16 protein-coding genes are annotated in these 17057 nt (G+C 69.4%); 8 read left to right on the top strand and 8 right to left on the bottom strand.

From position 1 onward, the window contains the following. Positions 1-309 precede the first annotated feature (309 nt). Complete coding sequence (locus tag ACZ4WS_RS27965) at positions 310-2064, bottom strand: streptophobe family protein (RefSeq protein ID WP_467984565.1); 1755 nt, start codon at positions 2062-2064, stop codon at positions 310-312. A 241-nt stretch (positions 2065-2305) separates the two neighbouring features. On the opposite strand from ACZ4WS_RS27965, the gene ACZ4WS_RS27960 reads away from it, so the two are divergent. Further along, complete coding sequence (locus ACZ4WS_RS27960; RefSeq protein ID WP_467984563.1) at positions 2306-4819, top strand: ABC transporter ATP-binding protein/permease; 2514 nt, start codon at positions 2306-2308, stop codon at positions 4817-4819. Positions 4820-4896: 77 nt separating this feature from the next. On the opposite strand, the gene ACZ4WS_RS27955 is transcribed toward ACZ4WS_RS27960, so the two are convergent. From ACZ4WS_RS27955 to ACZ4WS_RS27945, 3 genes are all read right to left on the bottom strand, one after another. Beyond that, entirely contained in the window at positions 4897-5637 is a 741-nt protein-coding gene (locus ACZ4WS_RS27955; protein ID WP_467984561.1) for a transglycosylase SLT domain-containing protein, read from the bottom strand. Between the two features lie 297 nt (positions 5638-5934). Next, positions 5935-7071 (bottom strand): S-adenosylmethionine:tRNA ribosyltransferase-isomerase, encoded by a 1137-nt coding sequence (locus ACZ4WS_RS27950; protein ID WP_467984559.1) that lies wholly within the window; start codon positions 7069-7071, stop codon positions 5935-5937. After that, positions 7068-7763: an SDR family NAD(P)-dependent oxidoreductase gene (locus ACZ4WS_RS27945; RefSeq protein ID WP_467984558.1), complete on the bottom strand. Its 696-nt coding sequence runs from the start codon at positions 7761-7763 to the stop codon at positions 7068-7070. The genes ACZ4WS_RS27950 and ACZ4WS_RS27945 overlap by 4 nt, the downstream gene beginning before the upstream one ends. Positions 7764-7951: 188 nt before the next feature. On the opposite strand from ACZ4WS_RS27945, the gene ACZ4WS_RS27940 reads away from it, so the two are divergent. From ACZ4WS_RS27940 to ACZ4WS_RS27930, 3 genes are all read left to right on the top strand, one after another. Then, a complete protein-coding gene (locus ACZ4WS_RS27940) occupies positions 7952-9097 on the top strand; it encodes a GAF domain-containing sensor histidine kinase (protein ID WP_467984557.1) in 1146 nt (381 codons plus the stop codon). Further along, on the top strand, positions 9090-9731 hold the full coding sequence (locus tag ACZ4WS_RS27935) for a response regulator (RefSeq protein WP_467984555.1): 642 nt from the start codon (positions 9090-9092) through the stop codon (positions 9729-9731). The genes ACZ4WS_RS27940 and ACZ4WS_RS27935 overlap by 8 nt, the downstream gene beginning before the upstream one ends. Positions 9732-9935: 204 nt before the next feature. After that, the gene (locus tag ACZ4WS_RS27930; protein ID WP_467984553.1) at positions 9936-10181 is read left to right on the top strand and encodes a chaplin; all 246 of its coding nucleotides are present in this window, start codon (positions 9936-9938) and stop codon (positions 10179-10181) included. Positions 10182-10432: 251 nt separating this feature from the next. On the opposite strand, the gene ACZ4WS_RS27925 is transcribed toward ACZ4WS_RS27930, so the two are convergent. Beyond that, positions 10433-11221, bottom strand: coding sequence for a hypothetical protein (locus ACZ4WS_RS27925; RefSeq protein WP_467984551.1), 789 nt, complete (start codon positions 11219-11221; stop codon positions 10433-10435). A gap of 120 nt (positions 11222-11341) precedes the next feature. On the opposite strand from ACZ4WS_RS27925, the gene ACZ4WS_RS27920 reads away from it, so the two are divergent. From ACZ4WS_RS27920 to ACZ4WS_RS27910, 3 genes are all read left to right on the top strand, one after another. Further along, the gene (locus tag ACZ4WS_RS27920) at positions 11342-12133 is read left to right on the top strand and encodes an ABC transporter ATP-binding protein (protein ID WP_467984550.1); all 792 of its coding nucleotides are present in this window, start codon (positions 11342-11344) and stop codon (positions 12131-12133) included. An 86-nt stretch (positions 12134-12219) separates the two neighbouring features. Beyond that, a complete protein-coding gene (locus tag ACZ4WS_RS27915; protein WP_467984548.1) occupies positions 12220-12654 on the top strand; it encodes an NfeD family protein in 435 nt (144 codons plus the stop codon). 131 nt (positions 12655-12785) lie between these two features. Continuing rightward, positions 12786-13724 carry an SPFH domain-containing protein gene (locus ACZ4WS_RS27910; protein ID WP_467984546.1) on the top strand — a complete coding sequence of 313 codons (939 nt, stop codon included), beginning with the start codon at positions 12786-12788 and terminating at the stop codon, positions 13722-13724. A 58-nt stretch (positions 13725-13782) separates the two neighbouring features. On the opposite strand, the gene ACZ4WS_RS27905 is transcribed toward ACZ4WS_RS27910, so the two are convergent. The 3 genes from ACZ4WS_RS27905 to ACZ4WS_RS27895 form a co-directional block, all read right to left on the bottom strand. Further along, a complete protein-coding gene (locus ACZ4WS_RS27905; protein ID WP_467984544.1) occupies positions 13783-14289 on the bottom strand; it encodes an HNH endonuclease in 507 nt (168 codons plus the stop codon). Positions 14290-14439: 150 nt separating this feature from the next. Beyond that, entirely contained in the window at positions 14440-14973 is a 534-nt protein-coding gene (locus ACZ4WS_RS27900; protein ID WP_467984542.1) for a YbhB/YbcL family Raf kinase inhibitor-like protein, read from the bottom strand. A 41-nt stretch (positions 14974-15014) separates the two neighbouring features. After that, a complete protein-coding gene (locus ACZ4WS_RS27895) occupies positions 15015-15800 on the bottom strand; it encodes a sporulation protein (RefSeq protein WP_467984540.1) in 786 nt (261 codons plus the stop codon). Between the two features lie 167 nt (positions 15801-15967). Between ACZ4WS_RS27895 and ACZ4WS_RS27890 the strand changes: the two genes are divergently transcribed. After that, positions 15968-16609: a DNA-3-methyladenine glycosylase gene (locus ACZ4WS_RS27890; protein ID WP_467984539.1), complete on the top strand. Its 642-nt coding sequence runs from the start codon at positions 15968-15970 to the stop codon at positions 16607-16609. The last annotated feature ends 448 nt before the right edge of the window (positions 16610-17057 follow it).

Raw genomic sequence — 17057 nt, 5'->3', positions numbered from 1 at the left:
GGTCCGCCTGGCGGACAGGGAACACTGAATGTCGCCGGAGTGGAGCAGCCATGACCCACAGGCAACGGCCCCGCTCCAGACCCCGCCCCCAGGCACCCGTGCCCAGCCCCAAGCGGTTTTCGCCCCCGCCGCCCCTACCCTTCCCGTACCTGGGGGCTCCGCCCCAAGCCCCCGTATCGGCCTGAACGGCCTCGTCCTCAAACGCCGGACGGGCTGAAAGATTGCCGCCCACGCACGGAAGGGGGTGTGCCGGTACATCGGATGCGGGCGGATGTACCGGCGCGCCCCCGACCCACGGCGAACCGCGCCTCACCCCCGAGACCTCGGCGGCGGAGGCGGCCCCTCGCCCGGCGGAGGCGGCGGAGGCGGCCCCTCCTGCGACTGCGACCGCTGCCTCCGCTTGGGCGGCGGCCCAATCGGCCCGGCCACCGTCGGCGCGCCATACAAGCCACCGGGCGGCCGCACACCCCCTGGCTCCCGCAACTCGTCGGGCAACCGCAGATACGGATTGGTTTCGGGGTTCGGCGCCCGATACGAGGCCTGAGGGCTGTACGGCCCGGACTCCTCGGCCGGCACCGGGTACTCAGCAGACGCGCCCGCGCCCCCCACGTCACCCGGTGCCATGCCCACCCCCAACACAACAGCCCGCCGCCCCGCAGCCCCACTCGCACACGCCAGCAGCGCACCCACCGCCCCCGCCCCCGCCCCCCACACGGCGCCGAGCACCAGCGCCATGCCCAGATGCCCGTGCAACTCGATCCCGGCCCCGAACGCGTCGAACCCGAGCACCGACAGCGAGGCGTCCGCGGACACCTCCGTCAGCCACGCGAGCAGCGGCAGTGCCAGCGCCGTCACGACCCCGAGCCGAAGAGCGCAGTGCCCCGCGAAGCCGAGGGCACTCTGCCCCCGTACATCTGTGGCACCCGGCGCTCCGGCGACGGCGGCACCCTGGTGCCGTACAAATGGCGTACGCGCGGCCGTCAGCACGCCCGCGAACAGCATCATGAGCGCGGCGGCGACCCCCAACAGCCAGACGCGTCCGTCCAGTTCGGCGAGTCGGCCCAGCGTGACGGGCTGGTCGGAGTTGACGCTCAGCAGGTCGTCCAGGGGATGGGGCAGCAGTTTGGCGAGTTCGCCCGTGGCCTGGCCGTCCCAGGGCACGAAGAGGCCGATGGGAATGCCGAGCCACACCCCGTTGGGCGCGCCGAGCAGGGCCGCGCCCGCGATGCGCTTCGGATGGGCGTCGCCGATCGCCGCGTACGCCGCCGCCGAGAGCCCGGCCGCGACCGCGACGAGCATGACCGTGACGAGCGCGGAGGCGGCCGGCCGCACCACCCGGTGCACGGCCTCCCAGCCGCGCGGCAGCGGCGTACGCCGGGAGGCCAGCAGGGCGATCACCAGGATCCCGGCCGCCCAGGCGGCGCCGCCGAGCAGCGTGGGCACGGTGTCGACGGTGAAGCCCACGGCGGCCTTCGCGTTCACGAGGTTGCCGATCTTGTCGGGCAGCAGCCCCCCGAGGTCTCCCAAACCACCGGGAAGTTTGTCCGTGATGCCACCGAGCCCGCCGCCGCCCCCGACCTTGTCGAGCCCGAGCTTGCTCCCGTCGATCGTGATGATGTCGTGACCGGCCCAGGCGAGCCCGCCCAGCGTCGCCACGAAGAGAGTGACCACCGCGCCGGCGCGCGCGAGGAGTTCGGACGGCGCGATCACAACTCCCGCCCCGCGCAAGGAGCGTAAGAAGAACCACGACATCAGCAGCGCGCCGACCAGCCCCACACCAAGTGGCGTGATCTGAATGGCCGTGTGCGCCTCCGCTCCTTTCAGGCCGAAGGCCGACACATCGCCGGACGGCTTGACCGCACCGTTCGCCCCAAGTGCCACTACCGCCGCGGTCATCGGCCCGAGCGAGCCCGCCGCGTCCGCGCCGAGCAGATGCAGGCCCAGTGCGGCCGTGCCCGCCATCCCGATCAACGCCCAGCTCACAGAAGCGATCGCGGAGAGCAGTACGTCCCCCCACGGCACACTCCTGGCACTCCCGCCGTGGTCCGCGGTCTCGATACTCATCGTCAGACCCCCCGATCCGCGCCGCGGCGATCCACCGCGGATGTCCCCCTCGCGTGGGATTACCACTCTCCGGGGCGGTTTCAACCCCGTCAACGGAAACGGGCAACCCGCCCGTACGCATCCTTCACAAGGCCCGACTTTCGGTCAGGCAGCTCCTACTGAAATAGTTCCCCACGATGTTCGACATCCCTAGACTCCCTGTGATGGGGGTAACTCGGGGGACAACTCAGTGGGGCATGGAGTGCCGGAACTCGTACTGGAATTGAATGGACGGACCTGGACGCTCGATGCGTCCAGGCCATACACCCTCGGACGTGATCCGCAGGGGGACATCGTGCTCGACGACGCCAGGGTGTCCTGGCGTCACGCCACGATCAGCTGGGGCGGCCGGAGTTGGGTCATCGAAGACCACGGCAGCACCAACGGCACGTTCGTGCAGGGGCAGCGGATCCATCAGATGGAGATCGGCCCCGGCTCGGCCGTGCACCTCGGCAACGCGACCGACGGACCGCGCCTGAGCCTGTCCGGCGCCGCGGCCGCCGTCGCCTCGCCGCAGGCGCAGCCCCAGCAGCAGCCGTACGCCGCTCAGGGCGCGGGTAGCCCCGGTTGGGCCCAGCAGGCGCCGCCGCAGCAACAGACGCCGGAGCAGCAGCGCTACCAGCCGCCGCAGCAGGCCGCGCACATCCCGCCGCAACAGGGGCCCGGTGGAGGCGCGGGGGCGCCGCCGGTCTACGGCGACCGCAGTCCGACGACCTTCCACCAGCTGGCCCTCGGCCGGGTGATGCGCATCGGTCGTGCGCTGGAGAACGAGCTGGTCGTCTCCGACCTCCAGGTCTCCCGCCACCACGCCGAGTTTCACGCGACGCCGGACGGCCGCTTCGAGATCCGCGACCTCGGCTCGCACAACGGCACGTACGTCAACGGTATGCCGATCGCCAAGGGCGGCTCCGCGCTGCTCGGCCCGAACGACATCGTCGGCGTCGGCCACTCGACGTTCCGCCTCGTCGGTGACCGCCTCGAGGAGTTCGTCGACACCGGTGAGGTCTCCTTCTCGGCCCGCCACCTGACGGTCACGGTCGACGGCGGCAAGCAGATCCTCAAGGACGTCTCCTTCGGCGTACCCGAGAAGTCGCTCATCGCGGTCATCGGCCCCTCGGGCTCCGGCAAGTCGACGCTCCTGAAGGCGCTCACGGGCTACCGCCCCGCCAACCAGGGTGACGTCCTCTACGACAACCGGAACCTGTACAAGCAGTTCGCCGAACTGCGCCAGCGCATCGGTCTGGTCCCGCAGGACGACATCCTGCACAAGGAACTGACCGTCAAGAAGGCCCTCAAGTACGCGGCCAAGCTGCGTTTCCCCGCGGACACCACGACGCAGGAGCGCGAGGCCCGCATAGGCGAGGTGCTGCGCGAGCTGAAGCTGGACATCCACAAGGAGAAGAAGGTCACCTCCCTCTCCGGCGGCCAGCGCAAGCGCGTCTCGGTGGCCCTGGAGCTGCTCACCAAGCCTTCGCTGATCTTCCTGGACGAGCCGACCTCGGGCCTCGACCCGGGCATGGACCGCGATGTCATGCAGCTGCTGCGCGGCCTCGCCGACGACGGCCGTACGGTCCTCGTCGTCACGCACTCCGTGGCCGAGCTGGCGATCTGCGACAAGCTCCTGGTGATGGCGCCCGGCGGCTCGGTCGCCTACTTCGGTCCGCCGGAGGAGGCGCTGAACTTCTTCGGCTACGAGACCTGGGCCGACGTCTTCTCCGCCTTCGAGAACTACCGCGACTACGACTGGGCGGGCCGCTGGAAGGGCTCGCAGCACTACCAGATGTACGCCGCGGACATCGACGCGGTCGCTCCTCAGTCGACGCAGATGCCGCCGGCGCAGGCGATCAGGCCGCCCAAGCCCCAGGGCTGGGGATCGCAGCTGGTCACGCTGATCCGCCGCTATACGTCGGTGATCGTCTCCGACCGGGGCTTCCTCGGCCTGATGGTGATCCTGCCCGCCGTCCTCGGCATAGTGAGCGTCCTGATCCCCGCGGACTACGGCCTCGCTCTCGGCCCGCCGAACGGCAAGCCGCCGTTCTCGAACCGGGACGGCAGCACGATCCTCCTGATCCTCGCGGTGGGCGCCTGCTTCGCCGGCGCCGCCAACTCCGTCCGCGAGCTGATCAAGGAACGAGTGATCTACGAACGGGAGCGGGCGACCGGCCTGTCCCGCTCGGCGTACCTCATGTCCAAGGTCATCGTGCTCGGCGTCATCACCGCCCTGCAGGGTCTGATCATCGGCGCCATCGGCCTGTTCTCGCGCGGCGACAAGCTGCCTGAAGAAGGCCTGCTGCTGAAGAACGCCCCCGCTCTCGAGCTCACCCTGCCGATCATGGCGCTCGGCTTCACCTCGATGATGTTCGGCCTGATCATCTCGTCGCTCGTGAAGACGGCCGAGAAGACCATGCCGCTGCTGGTGATGTTCGCGATCGTCCAGGTCGTCTTCACCGGCTGCCTCTTCCAGCTGTACGACAAGGTCGGCGTCGAGCAGCTGGCATGGCTGATGCCCGCGCGCTGGGCGGTCTCCGCGGCCGGTACGACGGCGCAGCTGAACGTCCTGCTGCCCTGGGTGCCCGGCAAATCCGACCCGCTGTGGGACCACCAGCTGAGCCAGTGGTTCATCGACATGGGTGTGCTCGTCGCGATCGGTGTGATCTGCGGCTTCGTGGTCGCGCGTCTGCTGCGCCGCCACGAGCCCGAGGTCATGCGCAAGTAATCGCTCAGGCATGACGAAGGGCGGCACCCCGGTCGGGGTGCCGCCCTTCGGCGTACGTGAGAGCTCCGCGCCAGGGCTCAGTACGCGCTGTTGACGTTGTCCATCGAGCCGTACTTGTCGGCCGCGTAGTTGGCGGCGGCCGTGATGTTGGCGACCGGGTTGTAGATGTTCCACGAGGTGCCGGCCACGTGGTACGCGTTGAAGGTCGGCTGGATGACCTGGAGCAGGCCCTTCGACGGGATGCCGTTGATGGCGTTGATGTCCCAGCCGTTGATGGCGTTCGGGTTGCCCGAGGACTCGCGCATGATGTTGCGGTACAGCCCGTTGTACGTACCCGGGATGCCGTGCTTCGCCATGATGTCGAGGGACTGGCGGATCCAGCCGTCGAGGTTGTTGGCGTACGTCTTCGCGGCGACCGTCTGGACGGTGATGCGCTGCGCGGAGCGGCTCGCGGCCTGCTCCTTGGCACGCGCCTCAGCGGCCTTCTTCTTCGCGGCGGCGGCCGCGTCGGCAGCCTTCTTCTTGGCTGCGGCGGCGGCCTCGTCGGCGGCCTTCTTCTTCGCCGCGATGGCCTGGGCCTTCAGGTCGGCGCCGGCCAGCTGGTCGGTGATGCTGGCCTTCACGTCCTGGATCTGCTGCTCGCTGTAGGCGACCGGAGCCGAGGAGACGGCAGCGTCGGTCGTGGTGGTCCCGGTGTTGGCCGGCACCACGGAGAACGCGAGGGCGGCCGCACCGAGGGCCGCGACACCGGCGAGCGAAAGCTTGTGGGTCTTGGTCAGCTTGGGACTATGACCAGGAGTGTTGATGTTCTTGGACATGACTGATGGACCTCTTCGAATAGCGCGGAGGTCGCTCTCGGTCCGGTGGGGGACAAAGTGTTTCCGGACAAACGCCGCCGGGTGAAACCCGCGGCGTTGAGCGACGGAGGCCATTCTTAGCGGCCGCAAAATGTGGTGGCAAAGGTGTGACGTACGAAGCCGGATAGTGGACCCAGGAAGGGCAAAACGGGACAGACTGTCACGCCTGCCCCGCTCACGACGTCCGCTTTATCTCCTATGCACCTTCGTACGTGATGTGCGTCCTATGTGCGGGCTCACATGGGTTGCATCCCGGTCTCACCGGCAGTTGCTGGAGCAATGCTCAGAGTGAGGGTCCTGGTCCGGAAGTATGAGGTGCGCGTCCCCGAACTCGTGCCACAGGTAGAGCCCGCTCAGTGCCTCGCCGTAGCTGCGGTCGATCGCCGCCCCTCCCGCGATCGCCTCCAGCATCAGCAGATGCGACGCCTCCGGTTCGTGCAGCCCGGTCAGCAGCCCGTCGATCACCCGTACCCCGCGCTCCGGAGTCACCACGAGATCGGTCCAGCCCTTCGCCGCCCGGACCACCCCATCGGCGCCCGCCGCGGACTCGGCGGCCCGCACGGCCGTCGTACCGACCGCGACGATCCGCCCGCCCGCCCGTCTCCCACCGTCACGCTTCCAACGAAGCGCTTCGCGCCTTGTTTGATTCCCCTTGACCGCGTTGATCAGCCGCGCCGACGCCTCCGGTACCTCGAATCGCTCCGGATACGGGGGCTCGTGCGCCTCCGCCGACGCGACCCCCGTGTGCAGCGTGACCGGCGCGAACTGCACACCCCGGCTCACCAGCTGCGCCACCAGGCGCGGAGTGAAGGGGCGCGCCGCACTCGGCATCTCCGCGCTGCCCGCGCCGTCCGCGGACGGCAACGCGAACACCGTCTGATACACGGACAGCGGCTGGTCCCTCTCTGTATAGGAGTAACGAATAGGACGCCCGTACCGCCGCAGCAGCCCCAGGACGTCCGGATCCGACACCCGCCCCCACCACAGCCGCGGACTCCGTGACGTCAGCGGCTCCTCCAGGACGAGTCGTACGTCCCCGGGGAGGCGCACCTCTGTCCCCGCGGGCCCGCCCGCCCGCGCACGCGTGGTACCCCTGCCATCGGGATCCCGCAGCTCGACCGCCCACCGCCCGTCATCGCCCCGGGTCGAGAAATGCACCACCACGCGCGCGTGCCCGACGATTCCGTCGACGGCGGCGGCCAGTGTGGGGGAGGTGTTGACGATGAGAAGGTCCCCCGCCTTCAGCTGCCGGGGCAGCTCCGCGAACTCGTGATGCGAGACCTCTGTACCGCGCGAGACGAGCAGCCGTACGGAGTCCCGGTCCCGCCCGGGCCCGCGCTGCTCGGCCGGCACCCGCGCCGACAGCTCCTCCGGAACGCGCACGGCGGTCGTCATCGCACCTCCAACAGGGCCGGCGCCGCGTACCGACCACTGGCAGGCCGCTCGTCGAGCAGCCGCAGAAAGGCCGGAACCACGCTGTCCGGTGCGGGCCGCGGATCGTCGTCGTCCGGTACGGCCGCCGCATACAGGTCCGTGCCCATGTCGCCGGGGTCGACGGCCCAGGCCCGCAGTCCGGGCTCCTCCTTGCCGAGCACCGCCGAGAGGTGGTCGAGCGCCGCTTTCGACGCCCCGTAGCCGCCCCACGTCTCGTACGCCTCGGCGGCCGCGTCCGAGCTGATGTCGATGACCGTGCCCGCCTCGGCGGCCCGCAGCAGCGGCAGCGCCTCCTGGATCAGACCCAGCGCGGCGACCACGTTGACCTCGAGGGCCCCCCGCAGCCCGTCCAGAGTGAGGTCCGCCAGCCGTACGAGCGGTTCGGCGCCCAGCGCGCTCGCGTTGTTCACCAGAAGATCGACGCCGCCGAGCTTCCGGGCCGCCGCCACCAGGTCGGCGCGGTGCCCGGCGTCCGTGACGTCCCCCGGCAGGGCCTCCACGCGCGTCCCGTACGCCGACAGCGCCGCCGCCGTCCCCTCCAGCACCCCCGCGGTCCTGGCGTCCACCACCAGATCCCAGCCGCGCTCCGCCAGCGCCGCGCCGAGCGCCCGCCCCAGCCCCTTCGAAGCCCCCGTGATGATCGCTACCGGCATGACGTCCATCCCCTCGTCCCATGACCGCCGAACCCGGCGGGTGTCTTCAACGTAGGAACCGGACCGCCCCCGCCGCCTCGTACGCGGGCCGCAATGATCCGGGGCCCTTTGCCCTAGGCCCACCGGCCTAGGCAGCGGCCACCACGGGTCGGATACGCACTGTCACACCTCGCCGGTACTTTGGGGTCATGAGTCAAGGCCCCCGGTCCGGCCTGTACGCGGTGAGCTCCGCGCTGCTGGCCATGAGCAGGCACCTCGAGGTGCGCGACGTCCTCAAGACGATCGTCGCCTCGGCCCGCGAGCTGCTCGACGCGCAGTACGCGGCGCTCGGCGTCCCTGACGACCACGGCGGCTTCGCCCAGTTCGTCGTCGACGGCGTCAGCGACGCGCAGTGGAAGGCCATCGGCCCGCTCCCGCGCCAGCACGGCATCCTCGCCGCCATGCTGCACGAGGCCCGCCCCGAGCGCCTCGCCGACGTACGCAAGGACCCCCGCTTCGAGGGCTGGCCCGCCGCCCACCCCGACATGTCCGACTTCCTGGGCCTGCCGATCCGCGATGGCGACGAGGTGATCGGCGCGCTGTTCCTGGCGAACAAGAACTGTACGAAGCCGGAAGGCGGTTGCGGCTTCACCGAGGACGACGAGGAGCTCCTCACGATCCTCGCCCAGCACGCGGCGATCGCCCTGACCAACGCCCGCCTCTACGAGCGCAGCCGCGAGCTGACCATCGCCGAGGAGCGCTCCCGGCTCGCCCATGAACTCCACGACGCGGTCAGCCAGAAGCTGTTCTCCCTGCGCCTCACCGTGCAGGCCGCCGCCGCCCTCGTCGACCGCGACCCCTCGCGCGCCAAGGGCGAACTCCATCAGGTGGCCGCGCTCGCCGCGGAGGCCACCGACGAACTGCGCGCCGCCGTCATCGAGTTGCGCCCCGCCGCCCTCGACGAGGACGGCCTGGTCGCCACCCTGCGCACCCAGATCCAGGTCCTCGACCGCGCCCACTCCGCGCGCGTCACCTTCACCAGCCGCGGTGTGCGGGCGCTGCCCGCCGCCCAGGAGGAGGCCATGCTGCGCGTCGCCCAGGAGGCCTTGCACAACGCGCTGCGCCACTCCGGAGCGGCCCGGGTCGACGTCACCCTGGAGAAGCACGGACCGGGCGCCGTCCTGCGGGTCACCGACGACGGCAGCGGCTTCGAGCCCACCGCGATACGCAGCGCCGGACGCCACCTCGGCCTGGTGTCCATGCGTGACCGGGCGAGCGGGGTCGGCGGCACACTCACGGTGGAATCGGCGCCCGGAAAGGGCACCACGATCGAGATGGAGGTCCCTGGTGGCTGACGCAATCAAGGTGCTGCTGGTCGACGACCACCAAGTGGTCCGCCGGGGCCTGCGCACCTTCCTCGAAGTACAGGACGACATCGAGGTCGTGGGAGAGGCGTCCGACGGCGCCGAAGGGGTCGCCCGCGCCGAGGAGTTGAAGCCCGACGTCGTCCTCATGGACGTCAAGATGCCGGGCATGGACGGCATCGACGCGTTGCGCAAGCTCCGCGAACTCGCCAACCCCGCACGCGTGTTGATCGTCACCAGCTTCACCGAGCAGCGCACGGTCGTCCCGGCCCTGCGCGCGGGCGCCGCCGGCTATGTGTACAAGGACGTGGACCCCGACGCGCTCGCGGGCGCCATCCGCTCCGTGTACGCCGGGCACATCCTGCTGCAGCCCGAGGTCGCGGGCGTCCTGCTGTCCCAGGAGGAGGTCAACTCGGGTCAGGGGAGGGGTAGTTCGCTCACCGAGCGGGAGCGGGAGGTGCTCGGCCTGATCGCGGACGGCCGCTCCAACCGCGAGATCGCCCGCGCCCTGGTCCTCTCCGAAAAGACCGTCAAGACGCATGTTTCGAACATTCTGATGAAGCTCGACCTCGCCGACCGGACCCAGGCCGCGCTCTGGGCCGTACGGCATGGGATGGCGGGCTGATCACCAGCGGTTCCGTGGTCCGGCGCACTCCTCGGACGCGGTCGAGGGCGTCCGACCGGGCGGCAATTCGGAGGGTTCCCCTCCGGGATGAGATTCATACCGTCGTGTGTATGTCCCCCGGATGGCGCATCCTCCGTGGATCCCGGCCGTTCTCCAGTGCGTGCTGCGGCGATTGCCGCAGTGATCGCTAGGAGGGGTTTAGAAGTGAAGAACCTGAAGAAGGCCACTGCTGTCGCGATGGTGGCCGGTGGCCTGGTTGCCGCCGGTGCCGGTATGGCTTCCGCCACCGACGGCGCCTGCGCGGGCGGCCAGGCCGAGGGCTCCCCGGGCGTCGTCTCGGGCAACCTCATCCAGGCCCCGGTTCACGTCCCGGTGAACGCGGTCGGCAACAGCGTGAACGTCATCGGCGTTCTGAACCCGGCCTTCGGCAACCTCGGCATCAACCACTGAGGTCCGTACCGGATTCATCATGACCACCGGCCTCCCAGGTGCCCCTGGGGGGCCGGTCAGGTTGTCGAGCCCTTACCCGGAGATCTTTTAGCCCGTCCGGCGTTTGAGGACGAGCGCGTCAGCGCGATACGGAGGGTCTGGGGGCGGAGCCCCCGGGGACGGAAGGGTAGGGGCGGCGGGGGCGAAGAACCCTACTGCCAATGCCCCCGCTCCGAGCCCCGCACCGACCCCGGGCGACAGAACACCGCCGCTCAGCCAACCCCCCGCTCCCGCTCCTCCACAAACGCGTTGTACGCGGCGACCTGGGCCCGCCGAGCCGTCCGTTCCACCGGCCGCAGCGCATGCGACCTCGCGGCGATTTCCGAGGCGCTCACGGCCCCGCCGTGCCCGTTCTCGTACGCCACGGAGACCAGCAGCCCCACCCGCTGGGCAAGCTCCAGCACGCGCACGGCACGCGGCGGATACCCGGGAGCGAGCACCTCCCGCCCCCGCTCGGCCCGAGCCCGGTACGCGTCGATCGCGGCCTCGGCGACCGGCCCCGACCCGGCCACATCGAGCCGTGACAACACCTCCGTCGCGTCGCGCAGCGCCTCCGCCAGCTCCCGCTCGGCCTCGCCGAGGGACGGCACATCGGCGGGCGGCGCCTCCCGTACGGCGAGGCAGTGCCAGACGACCTCGACGTGCATGTCGCCGTCGGGCCCGGCCTCGTACACCTCGGGGACGAGCCCGAGCGCCGCGCCATGGCAGACGACGGCCTCCTCCGCGTCGAGGGCGCGCGCGTTGAAGTCCGGCGGCCCGCTCAGCCCGAGCGGATGCCCCGGCGCGGGCAGCGCCACCCGCAGCCCGGTCACCCCGAGCGCGCGCAGCCGGCCGAGGGCGAGCGTGAGCCCGACGGGCCCCGATTCGCCCGGCAGCCCCTCGACCCGGTGCACCGCGTCCTCACCGACTATGGCGAGCACCGCGTCATCCGGCGAAACAAGTCCGGCCAAAAGGGCGTTTCCCCATGCGGCCAACCGTCCTGAGCGTGGTTCCGAGAGCATGCCCCCACCCTAAGGACCGGCCGATGGAATGGAGCGACCGACCGGTGGCGTAGGTTTGCCTGGGGGCTGCGTCCACAGACGCAAGCGACAGCCGAGACTGCAATGGGAGACAGCGCGCTCATGAGCGATGTACTGGAGCTGGAGGACGTATCCGTGGTCCGCGAGGGCCGGGCTCTGGTGGACCAGGTCTCCTGGTCGGTCAAGGAGGGGGAGCGCTGGGTCATCCTCGGCCCCAACGGCGCCGGAAAAACGACCCTTCTGAACGTCGCCTCCAGCTACCTCTACCCCAGCCAGGGCACCGCCACCATCCTCGGCGAGACCCTCGGCAAGGTCGACGTCTTCGAGCTGCGCCCGCGCATCGGCATGGCCGGCATCGCCATGGCCGAGAAGCTCCCCAAGCGCCAGACCGTCCTGCAGACCGTGCTGACCGCCGCCTACGGCATGACCGCCGGCTGGCACGAGGACTACGAGGACATCGACGAGAAGCGCGCCCGCGCCTTCCTCGACCGCCTCGGCATGAGCGACTACCTGGACCGCAAGTTCGGCACACTCTCCGAGGGCGAGCGCAAGCGCACCCTGATCGCCCGCGCCCTGATGACCGACCCCGAGCTGCTCCTGCTCGACGAGCCCGCCGCGGGCCTCGACCTCGGCGGCCGCGAGGACCTCGTACGCCGCCTCGGCCGCCTCGCCCGCGACCCGATCGCCCCCTCCATGATCATGGTCACCCACCACGTCGAGGAGATCGCCCCCGGCTTCACCCACGTCCTGATGATCCGTCAGGGCAAGGTGCTCGCCGCGGGCCCGCTGGAGCTCGAACTCACCTCGCGCAACCTCTCCCTCTGCTTCGGCCTCCCGCTCGTCGTCGAGCAGGTCGGCGAGCGCTGGACCGCCCAGGGCCTGCCGCTGTCCTGACCGCTGCGAAGCACCCGGTAAGAAGCCTGTTCCAAACCCGATCTGCGCCCTGTCCGAGGCAGGACCCGCGGACCTACCATGACCATGTGAACGACATCAACGCGTGGGTGTGGTGGCTCGTCGGCGCGGTCGGGCTCGGCATCCCGCTCGTGGTGACCGCGATGCCGGAGTTCGGAATGCTCGCCGTGGGCGCGGTCGCCGCCGCGGTCGTCGCGGGAATCGGCGGCGATGTCGTACTCCAGGTTCTCGTCTTCGCCGTCGTCTCCGTCGCACTCATCGCCGTCGTACGCCCCATCGCGGCCAGGCACCGCGCCCAGCGGCCCCAACTAGCCACCGGCATCGAGGCATTGAAGGGGAAACAGGCCGTCGTCCTGGAGCGGGTCGACGGTTCGGCCGGTGGCCGGATCAAGCTCGGAGGAGAGATCTGGTCGGCGCGCGCCCTCGACGCCGGACAGGCCTACGAGGTAGGCCAGGAAGTGGACGTCGTGGATATCGACGGAGCCACGGCGATCGTCATGTGACCTCGCACGACGCAAGTGAACCGAACGCCCCACGCGGCAGGCGACGGTCTGTCAGACTCGTCCAGCAAGATCTTCAACAACCATAAGATCTTCTCGAAACACCGAGGCGGAGAAGGGTACGGGGAGCAACGATGGGACCCATCATCATCGTCCTGGTCATTCTGGTGGTGTTGGTCTTCATCGCCCTGATCAAGACCATCCAGGTCATTCCACAGGCCAGCGCCGCCATCGTCGAGCGGTTCGGCCGCTACACACGAACCCTGAACGCCGGACTGAACATCGTCGTCCCGTTCATCGACTCGATCCGCAACCGCATCGACCTGCGCGAACAGGTCGTCCCGTTCCCGCCGCAGCCGGTGATCACCCAGGACAACCTGGTGGTCAACATCGACACGGTCATCTACTACCAGGTGACCGACGCCCGCGCGGCGACGTACGAGGTCGCGAGCTACATCCAGGCGATCGAGCAGCTCACCGTCACCACGCTCCGCAACATCATCGGTGGCATGGACCTGGAGCGGACCCTCACCTCCCGCGAGGAGATCAACGCGGCCCTGCGCGGCGTCCTCGACGAGGCCACCGGCAAGTGGGGCATCCGCGTCAACCGCGTCGAGCTCAAGGCGATCGAGCCGCCCACCTCCATCCAGGACTCGATGGAGAAGCAGATGCGCGCCGACCGTGACAAGCGCGCCGCGATCCTCACGGCCGAAGGTATCCGCCAGTCGCAGATCCTCACCGCCGAAGGTGAGAAGCAGTCCGCGATCCTGCGCGCCGAAGGTGAGGCCAAGGCCGCCGCCCTGCGCGCCGAGGGCGAGGCCCAGGCCATCCGTACGGTCTTCGAGTCCATCCACGCCGGCGACGCGGACCAGAAGCTGCTCGCCTACCAGTACCTCCAGATGCTCCCCAAGATCGCTGAGGGCGACGCCAACAAGCTCTGGATCGTGCCCAGCGAGATCGGCGACGCCCTCAAGGGCCTGAGCGGCGCCATGGGCAACTTCGGCCCGATGGGCGGCGGTTCGGGCAACGGTGGTGGCGCGGAGCGCCGCGAGAAGCCGTCCGTCACCGACTGACGCCGTACGACGATGGGGCCCACCTTCCGGCAGAAGGTGGGCCCCATCGTCGTACGGACTAGGCCGCGGGCTGCGCCAGCCACTCCGGCAGCGCGTCGAGGTCGTCCCGGCCGAGCGTCAGCAGCATCGCGTCCGCGGGCGTCGGCTCGAACGGCTGCCGCAGCAGCGGCATACCCGCCTGCTCCGGCGTACGGGCCGCCTTGCGGTGGTTGTCCTCCGCACAGGACGCGACCGTGTTCAGCCAGGAGTCCTGGCCGCCCTGCGCGCGCGGCACCACGTGGTCGACGGTCGTCGCCCGCCTTCCGCAGTACGCGCACCTGTGCCGGTCCCGAACCAGGACACCGCGCCTCGACCACGGTGCTTGTCTTCGGAAAGGCACCCGTACATACCTGCACAGCCTGATCACCCGGGGCACGGGTATGTCCAGCGCGGCTCCGCGCATACGGAGTTCGGGGTGGGCCTGCTCGACGACGGCCTTGTCCTGCAGCACCAGAACGACGGCTCGGTTCAACGTCACCGTCGACAGCGGCTCAAAGCTCGCGTTCAGTACCAGCGTGTCCCGCATCCAGCCCACCTCCTCCGTGCACCGGCCCACCCCCTGGCGGGCTTGGATCAACTCTGGCCGGGCGCGCCGAGATGGACAACGCAATAAAAAATGCCCGCCCCTGATCACTTCCAAGACCAGAGGCGGGCAAACGTTCAGTGAACGTCAGTCTTACGCGGGAGCCGCGTACTCACCGATCAGCTGGGCGCGCGCCAGCGTGTGGAACCGCAGATTGAAGCCCACCACGGCGGGCGACACGTCCGCGTCGGGACCGAGCTTCTCCTGATCCACGGCGTACACCGTGAACACATACCGGTGGGCCGGATCTCCCGGCGGCGGCGCGGCGCCACCGAAGTCCTTGGACCCGTAGTCGTTGCGCACCTGCACCGCGCCCTCGGGCAGCCCCTCGAACTTCCCGGTGCCCGCACCCGTTGGCAGCTCGGTGACCGAGACCGGGATGTCGAACACGACCCAGTGCCAGAATCCGCTCCCCGTAGGGGCGTCCGGATCGAAGCACGTCACGGCGAAACTCTTGGTCTCCGGCGGGAAGCCCTCCCAGCGCAGCTGCGGCGAGATGTTCCCGGCCGCGTAGACCTGAGCGTCCTTCAGCGTCGCACCCGGCTCGACGTCCTCGCTCGTGACCGTGAAGGACGGCACGGGCGGATGGAAGTCGTGGGGGAGCGGCGGCCGCTTGAGCTCGGTCACCTCGGTACCTCCTGATCGGTGGTGACGATTCCAGGTCGAGCCTAGAACCAGCTGCGCTTGCTGCCGACCTCCGACAGCCACTGGTTCAGGTACGCGGCCCAGTCCGTGCCCTGGTAGTCGTGCAGACCCACCTGGAAGGACCGGTACGAGTCGCTGCCCTCGGTGAAGAGGCCCGGCTTCTTGTCCATCTCCAGGATGACGTCCATCTCGCGGTCGTCCGCGACGAAGCTCAGCTCCACCTGGTTGAGCCCGCGGTACTGCGACGGCGGGAAGAACTCGATCTCCTGGTAGAACGGCAGCTTCTGCCGCGTACCCCGGATGTGGCCGCGCTCCATGTCCGCGTTCTTGAAGCGGAAGCCCAGCTGGATGAAGGCGTTCAGGATCGCCTGCTGCGCCGGCAGCGGGTGCACGTTGATCGGGTCCAGGTCACCGGAGTCCACGGCGCGCGCGATCTCCAGCTCCGTGGTCACACCGATGTGCATCCCGCGCAGGCTCTGCCCGTCGATCGTGGTGATCGGCGTCTCCCAGGGGATCTCCAGACCGAACGGCACCGCGTGCACCGCGCCCGCCTGCAGTTCGAAGGCCCCGCCGAGCCGCAGCTTCGTGAACTCGATGTCCTGCTTGTACTCCTGGTCGTCGTGGCCCTCGACCTCGACCTTGGCCTGCAGACCGACCGACAGACCCTCGATCGCCTGGGCCACGGACCCGCCCTGGATCCGCACCTCACCCTGGACGACGCCGCCCGGAACGGTGTTGACCTCCGTCAGTACCGTCTCGACCGAAGCCCCACCGGCCCCCAGGCTCGCAAGCAGCCGCTTGAACCCCATGTCACTTCCTCCCCAGGCAACGCCTGTTCCGTCCTGTGTCTGTCTGGATTCCTTGATCCCTACAAACGCGATCCGACCGCCGCCGGTTCCGCGCCCTCACCCTTCCAAGGAGGACGCCCCCTGACCACCCCGTGCGCACGCACCCATCTGGACTAGGCTCGTACGTCATGATCGCGGCCCCTGACCGTACGCCCCTCAGTCGGGACTTCTTTGACCGCCCCGTACTGGAGGTAGCCCCGGATCTCCTGGGGCGCATCCTCGTACGCACCACCCCGGACGGTCCGATCGAGCTCCGCCTCACGGAGGTCGAGGCATACGACGGCCCGAACGACCCCGGCTCCCACGCCTATCGCGGCCGCACGGCCCGCAACGACGTGATGTTCGGTCCGCCCGGCCACGTGTACGTCTACTTCACCTACGGCATGTGGCACTGCATGAACCTGGTGTGCGGTCCGGAGGGCAAGGCCAGCGCGGTCCTGCTGCGGGCCGGCGAGGTCACCGAGGGCGCCGAACTCGCGCGCAAACGTCGAATCTCGGCCCGGAACGACAAGGAACTGGCCAAAGGGCCTGCACGCCTCGCCACGGCCCTGGGCGTGGACCGGTCCCTCGACGGCACCGACACCTGTGCCCCGGAGGGCGCCCCGCTGTCCCTCCTTACGGGTACCCCCGTCCGCTCCGACCAGGTACGCAGCGGTCCCCGCACCGGAGTGTCCGGCGACGGGGGCGTCCACCCGTGGCGCTTCTGGATCGCCAACGACCCGACGGTGAGCCCTTATCGGGCCCATACGCCACGCCGTCGCTCAACTTGACGCGTCCTTGGGGGGTCCGTAATGTAGCCCGAGCCGCTTGAACCGGGTACGGCGTTCAGCCAGCAGCCGGAAGTGGCCAACCCACTACCTACGACTTCCCCTCGGCGGGGGCGATTTTGGCGTGCCTGCATGCCTGAATTCGAACTCCGGAACTCGATTATGAGTCCCGGAGGGAATCGACTAACGTAGTGAACGTCGAAAGGCCGCGAGACGAAAAGCGCTCAAGGCCAGAAGACGAATCCCGCCGACACGGGAATCAGACACGAAAGAGTCTGATAGAGTCGGAATCGCCGGAAAGGGAAATGCGAAAGCGGAAACCTGGAAAGCACCGAGGAAAATCGGACCGGAAACGATCTGATAGAGTCGGAAACGCAAGAACGAAGCAAAACAAAGCAAGACCGAAGGGAAGCGCCCGGAGGAAAGCCCGAGAGGGTGAGTACAAAGGAAG

The organism is Streptomyces sp. NPDC029292 (assembly GCF_055569295.1).
Note: the sequence above shows the minus strand (reverse complement) of the source record. Positions and strands in the feature narration are given on the sequence as shown.

Coding starts and splice junctions, on each gene's coding strand:
- ACZ4WS_RS27920 (WP_467984550.1), top strand. CDS start 11,342: ATGAGCGATGTACTGGAGCTGGAGGACGTATCCGTGGTCCGCGAGGGC.
- ACZ4WS_RS27945 (WP_467984558.1), bottom strand. CDS start 7,763: ATGCCGGTAGCGATCATCACGGGGGCTTCGAAGGGGCTGGGGCGGGCG.
- ACZ4WS_RS27895 (WP_467984540.1), bottom strand. CDS start 15,800: ATGGGGTTCAAGCGGCTGCTTGCGAGCCTGGGGGCCGGTGGGGCTTCG.
- ACZ4WS_RS27910 (WP_467984546.1), top strand. CDS start 12,786: ATGGGACCCATCATCATCGTCCTGGTCATTCTGGTGGTGTTGGTCTTC.
- ACZ4WS_RS27890 (WP_467984539.1), top strand. CDS start 15,968: ATGATCGCGGCCCCTGACCGTACGCCCCTCAGTCGGGACTTCTTTGAC.
- ACZ4WS_RS27940 (WP_467984557.1), top strand. CDS start 7,952: ATGAGTCAAGGCCCCCGGTCCGGCCTGTACGCGGTGAGCTCCGCGCTG.
- ACZ4WS_RS27925 (WP_467984551.1), bottom strand. CDS start 11,221: ATGCTCTCGGAACCACGCTCAGGACGGTTGGCCGCATGGGGAAACGCC.
- ACZ4WS_RS27950 (WP_467984559.1), bottom strand. CDS start 7,071: ATGACGACCGCCGTGCGCGTTCCGGAGGAGCTGTCGGCGCGGGTGCCG.
- ACZ4WS_RS27965 (WP_467984565.1), bottom strand. CDS start 2,064: ATGAGTATCGAGACCGCGGACCACGGCGGGAGTGCCAGGAGTGTGCCG.
- ACZ4WS_RS27905 (WP_467984544.1), bottom strand. CDS start 14,289: ATGCGGGACACGCTGGTACTGAACGCGAGCTTTGAGCCGCTGTCGACG.
- ACZ4WS_RS27955 (WP_467984561.1), bottom strand. CDS start 5,637: ATGTCCAAGAACATCAACACTCCTGGTCATAGTCCCAAGCTGACCAAG.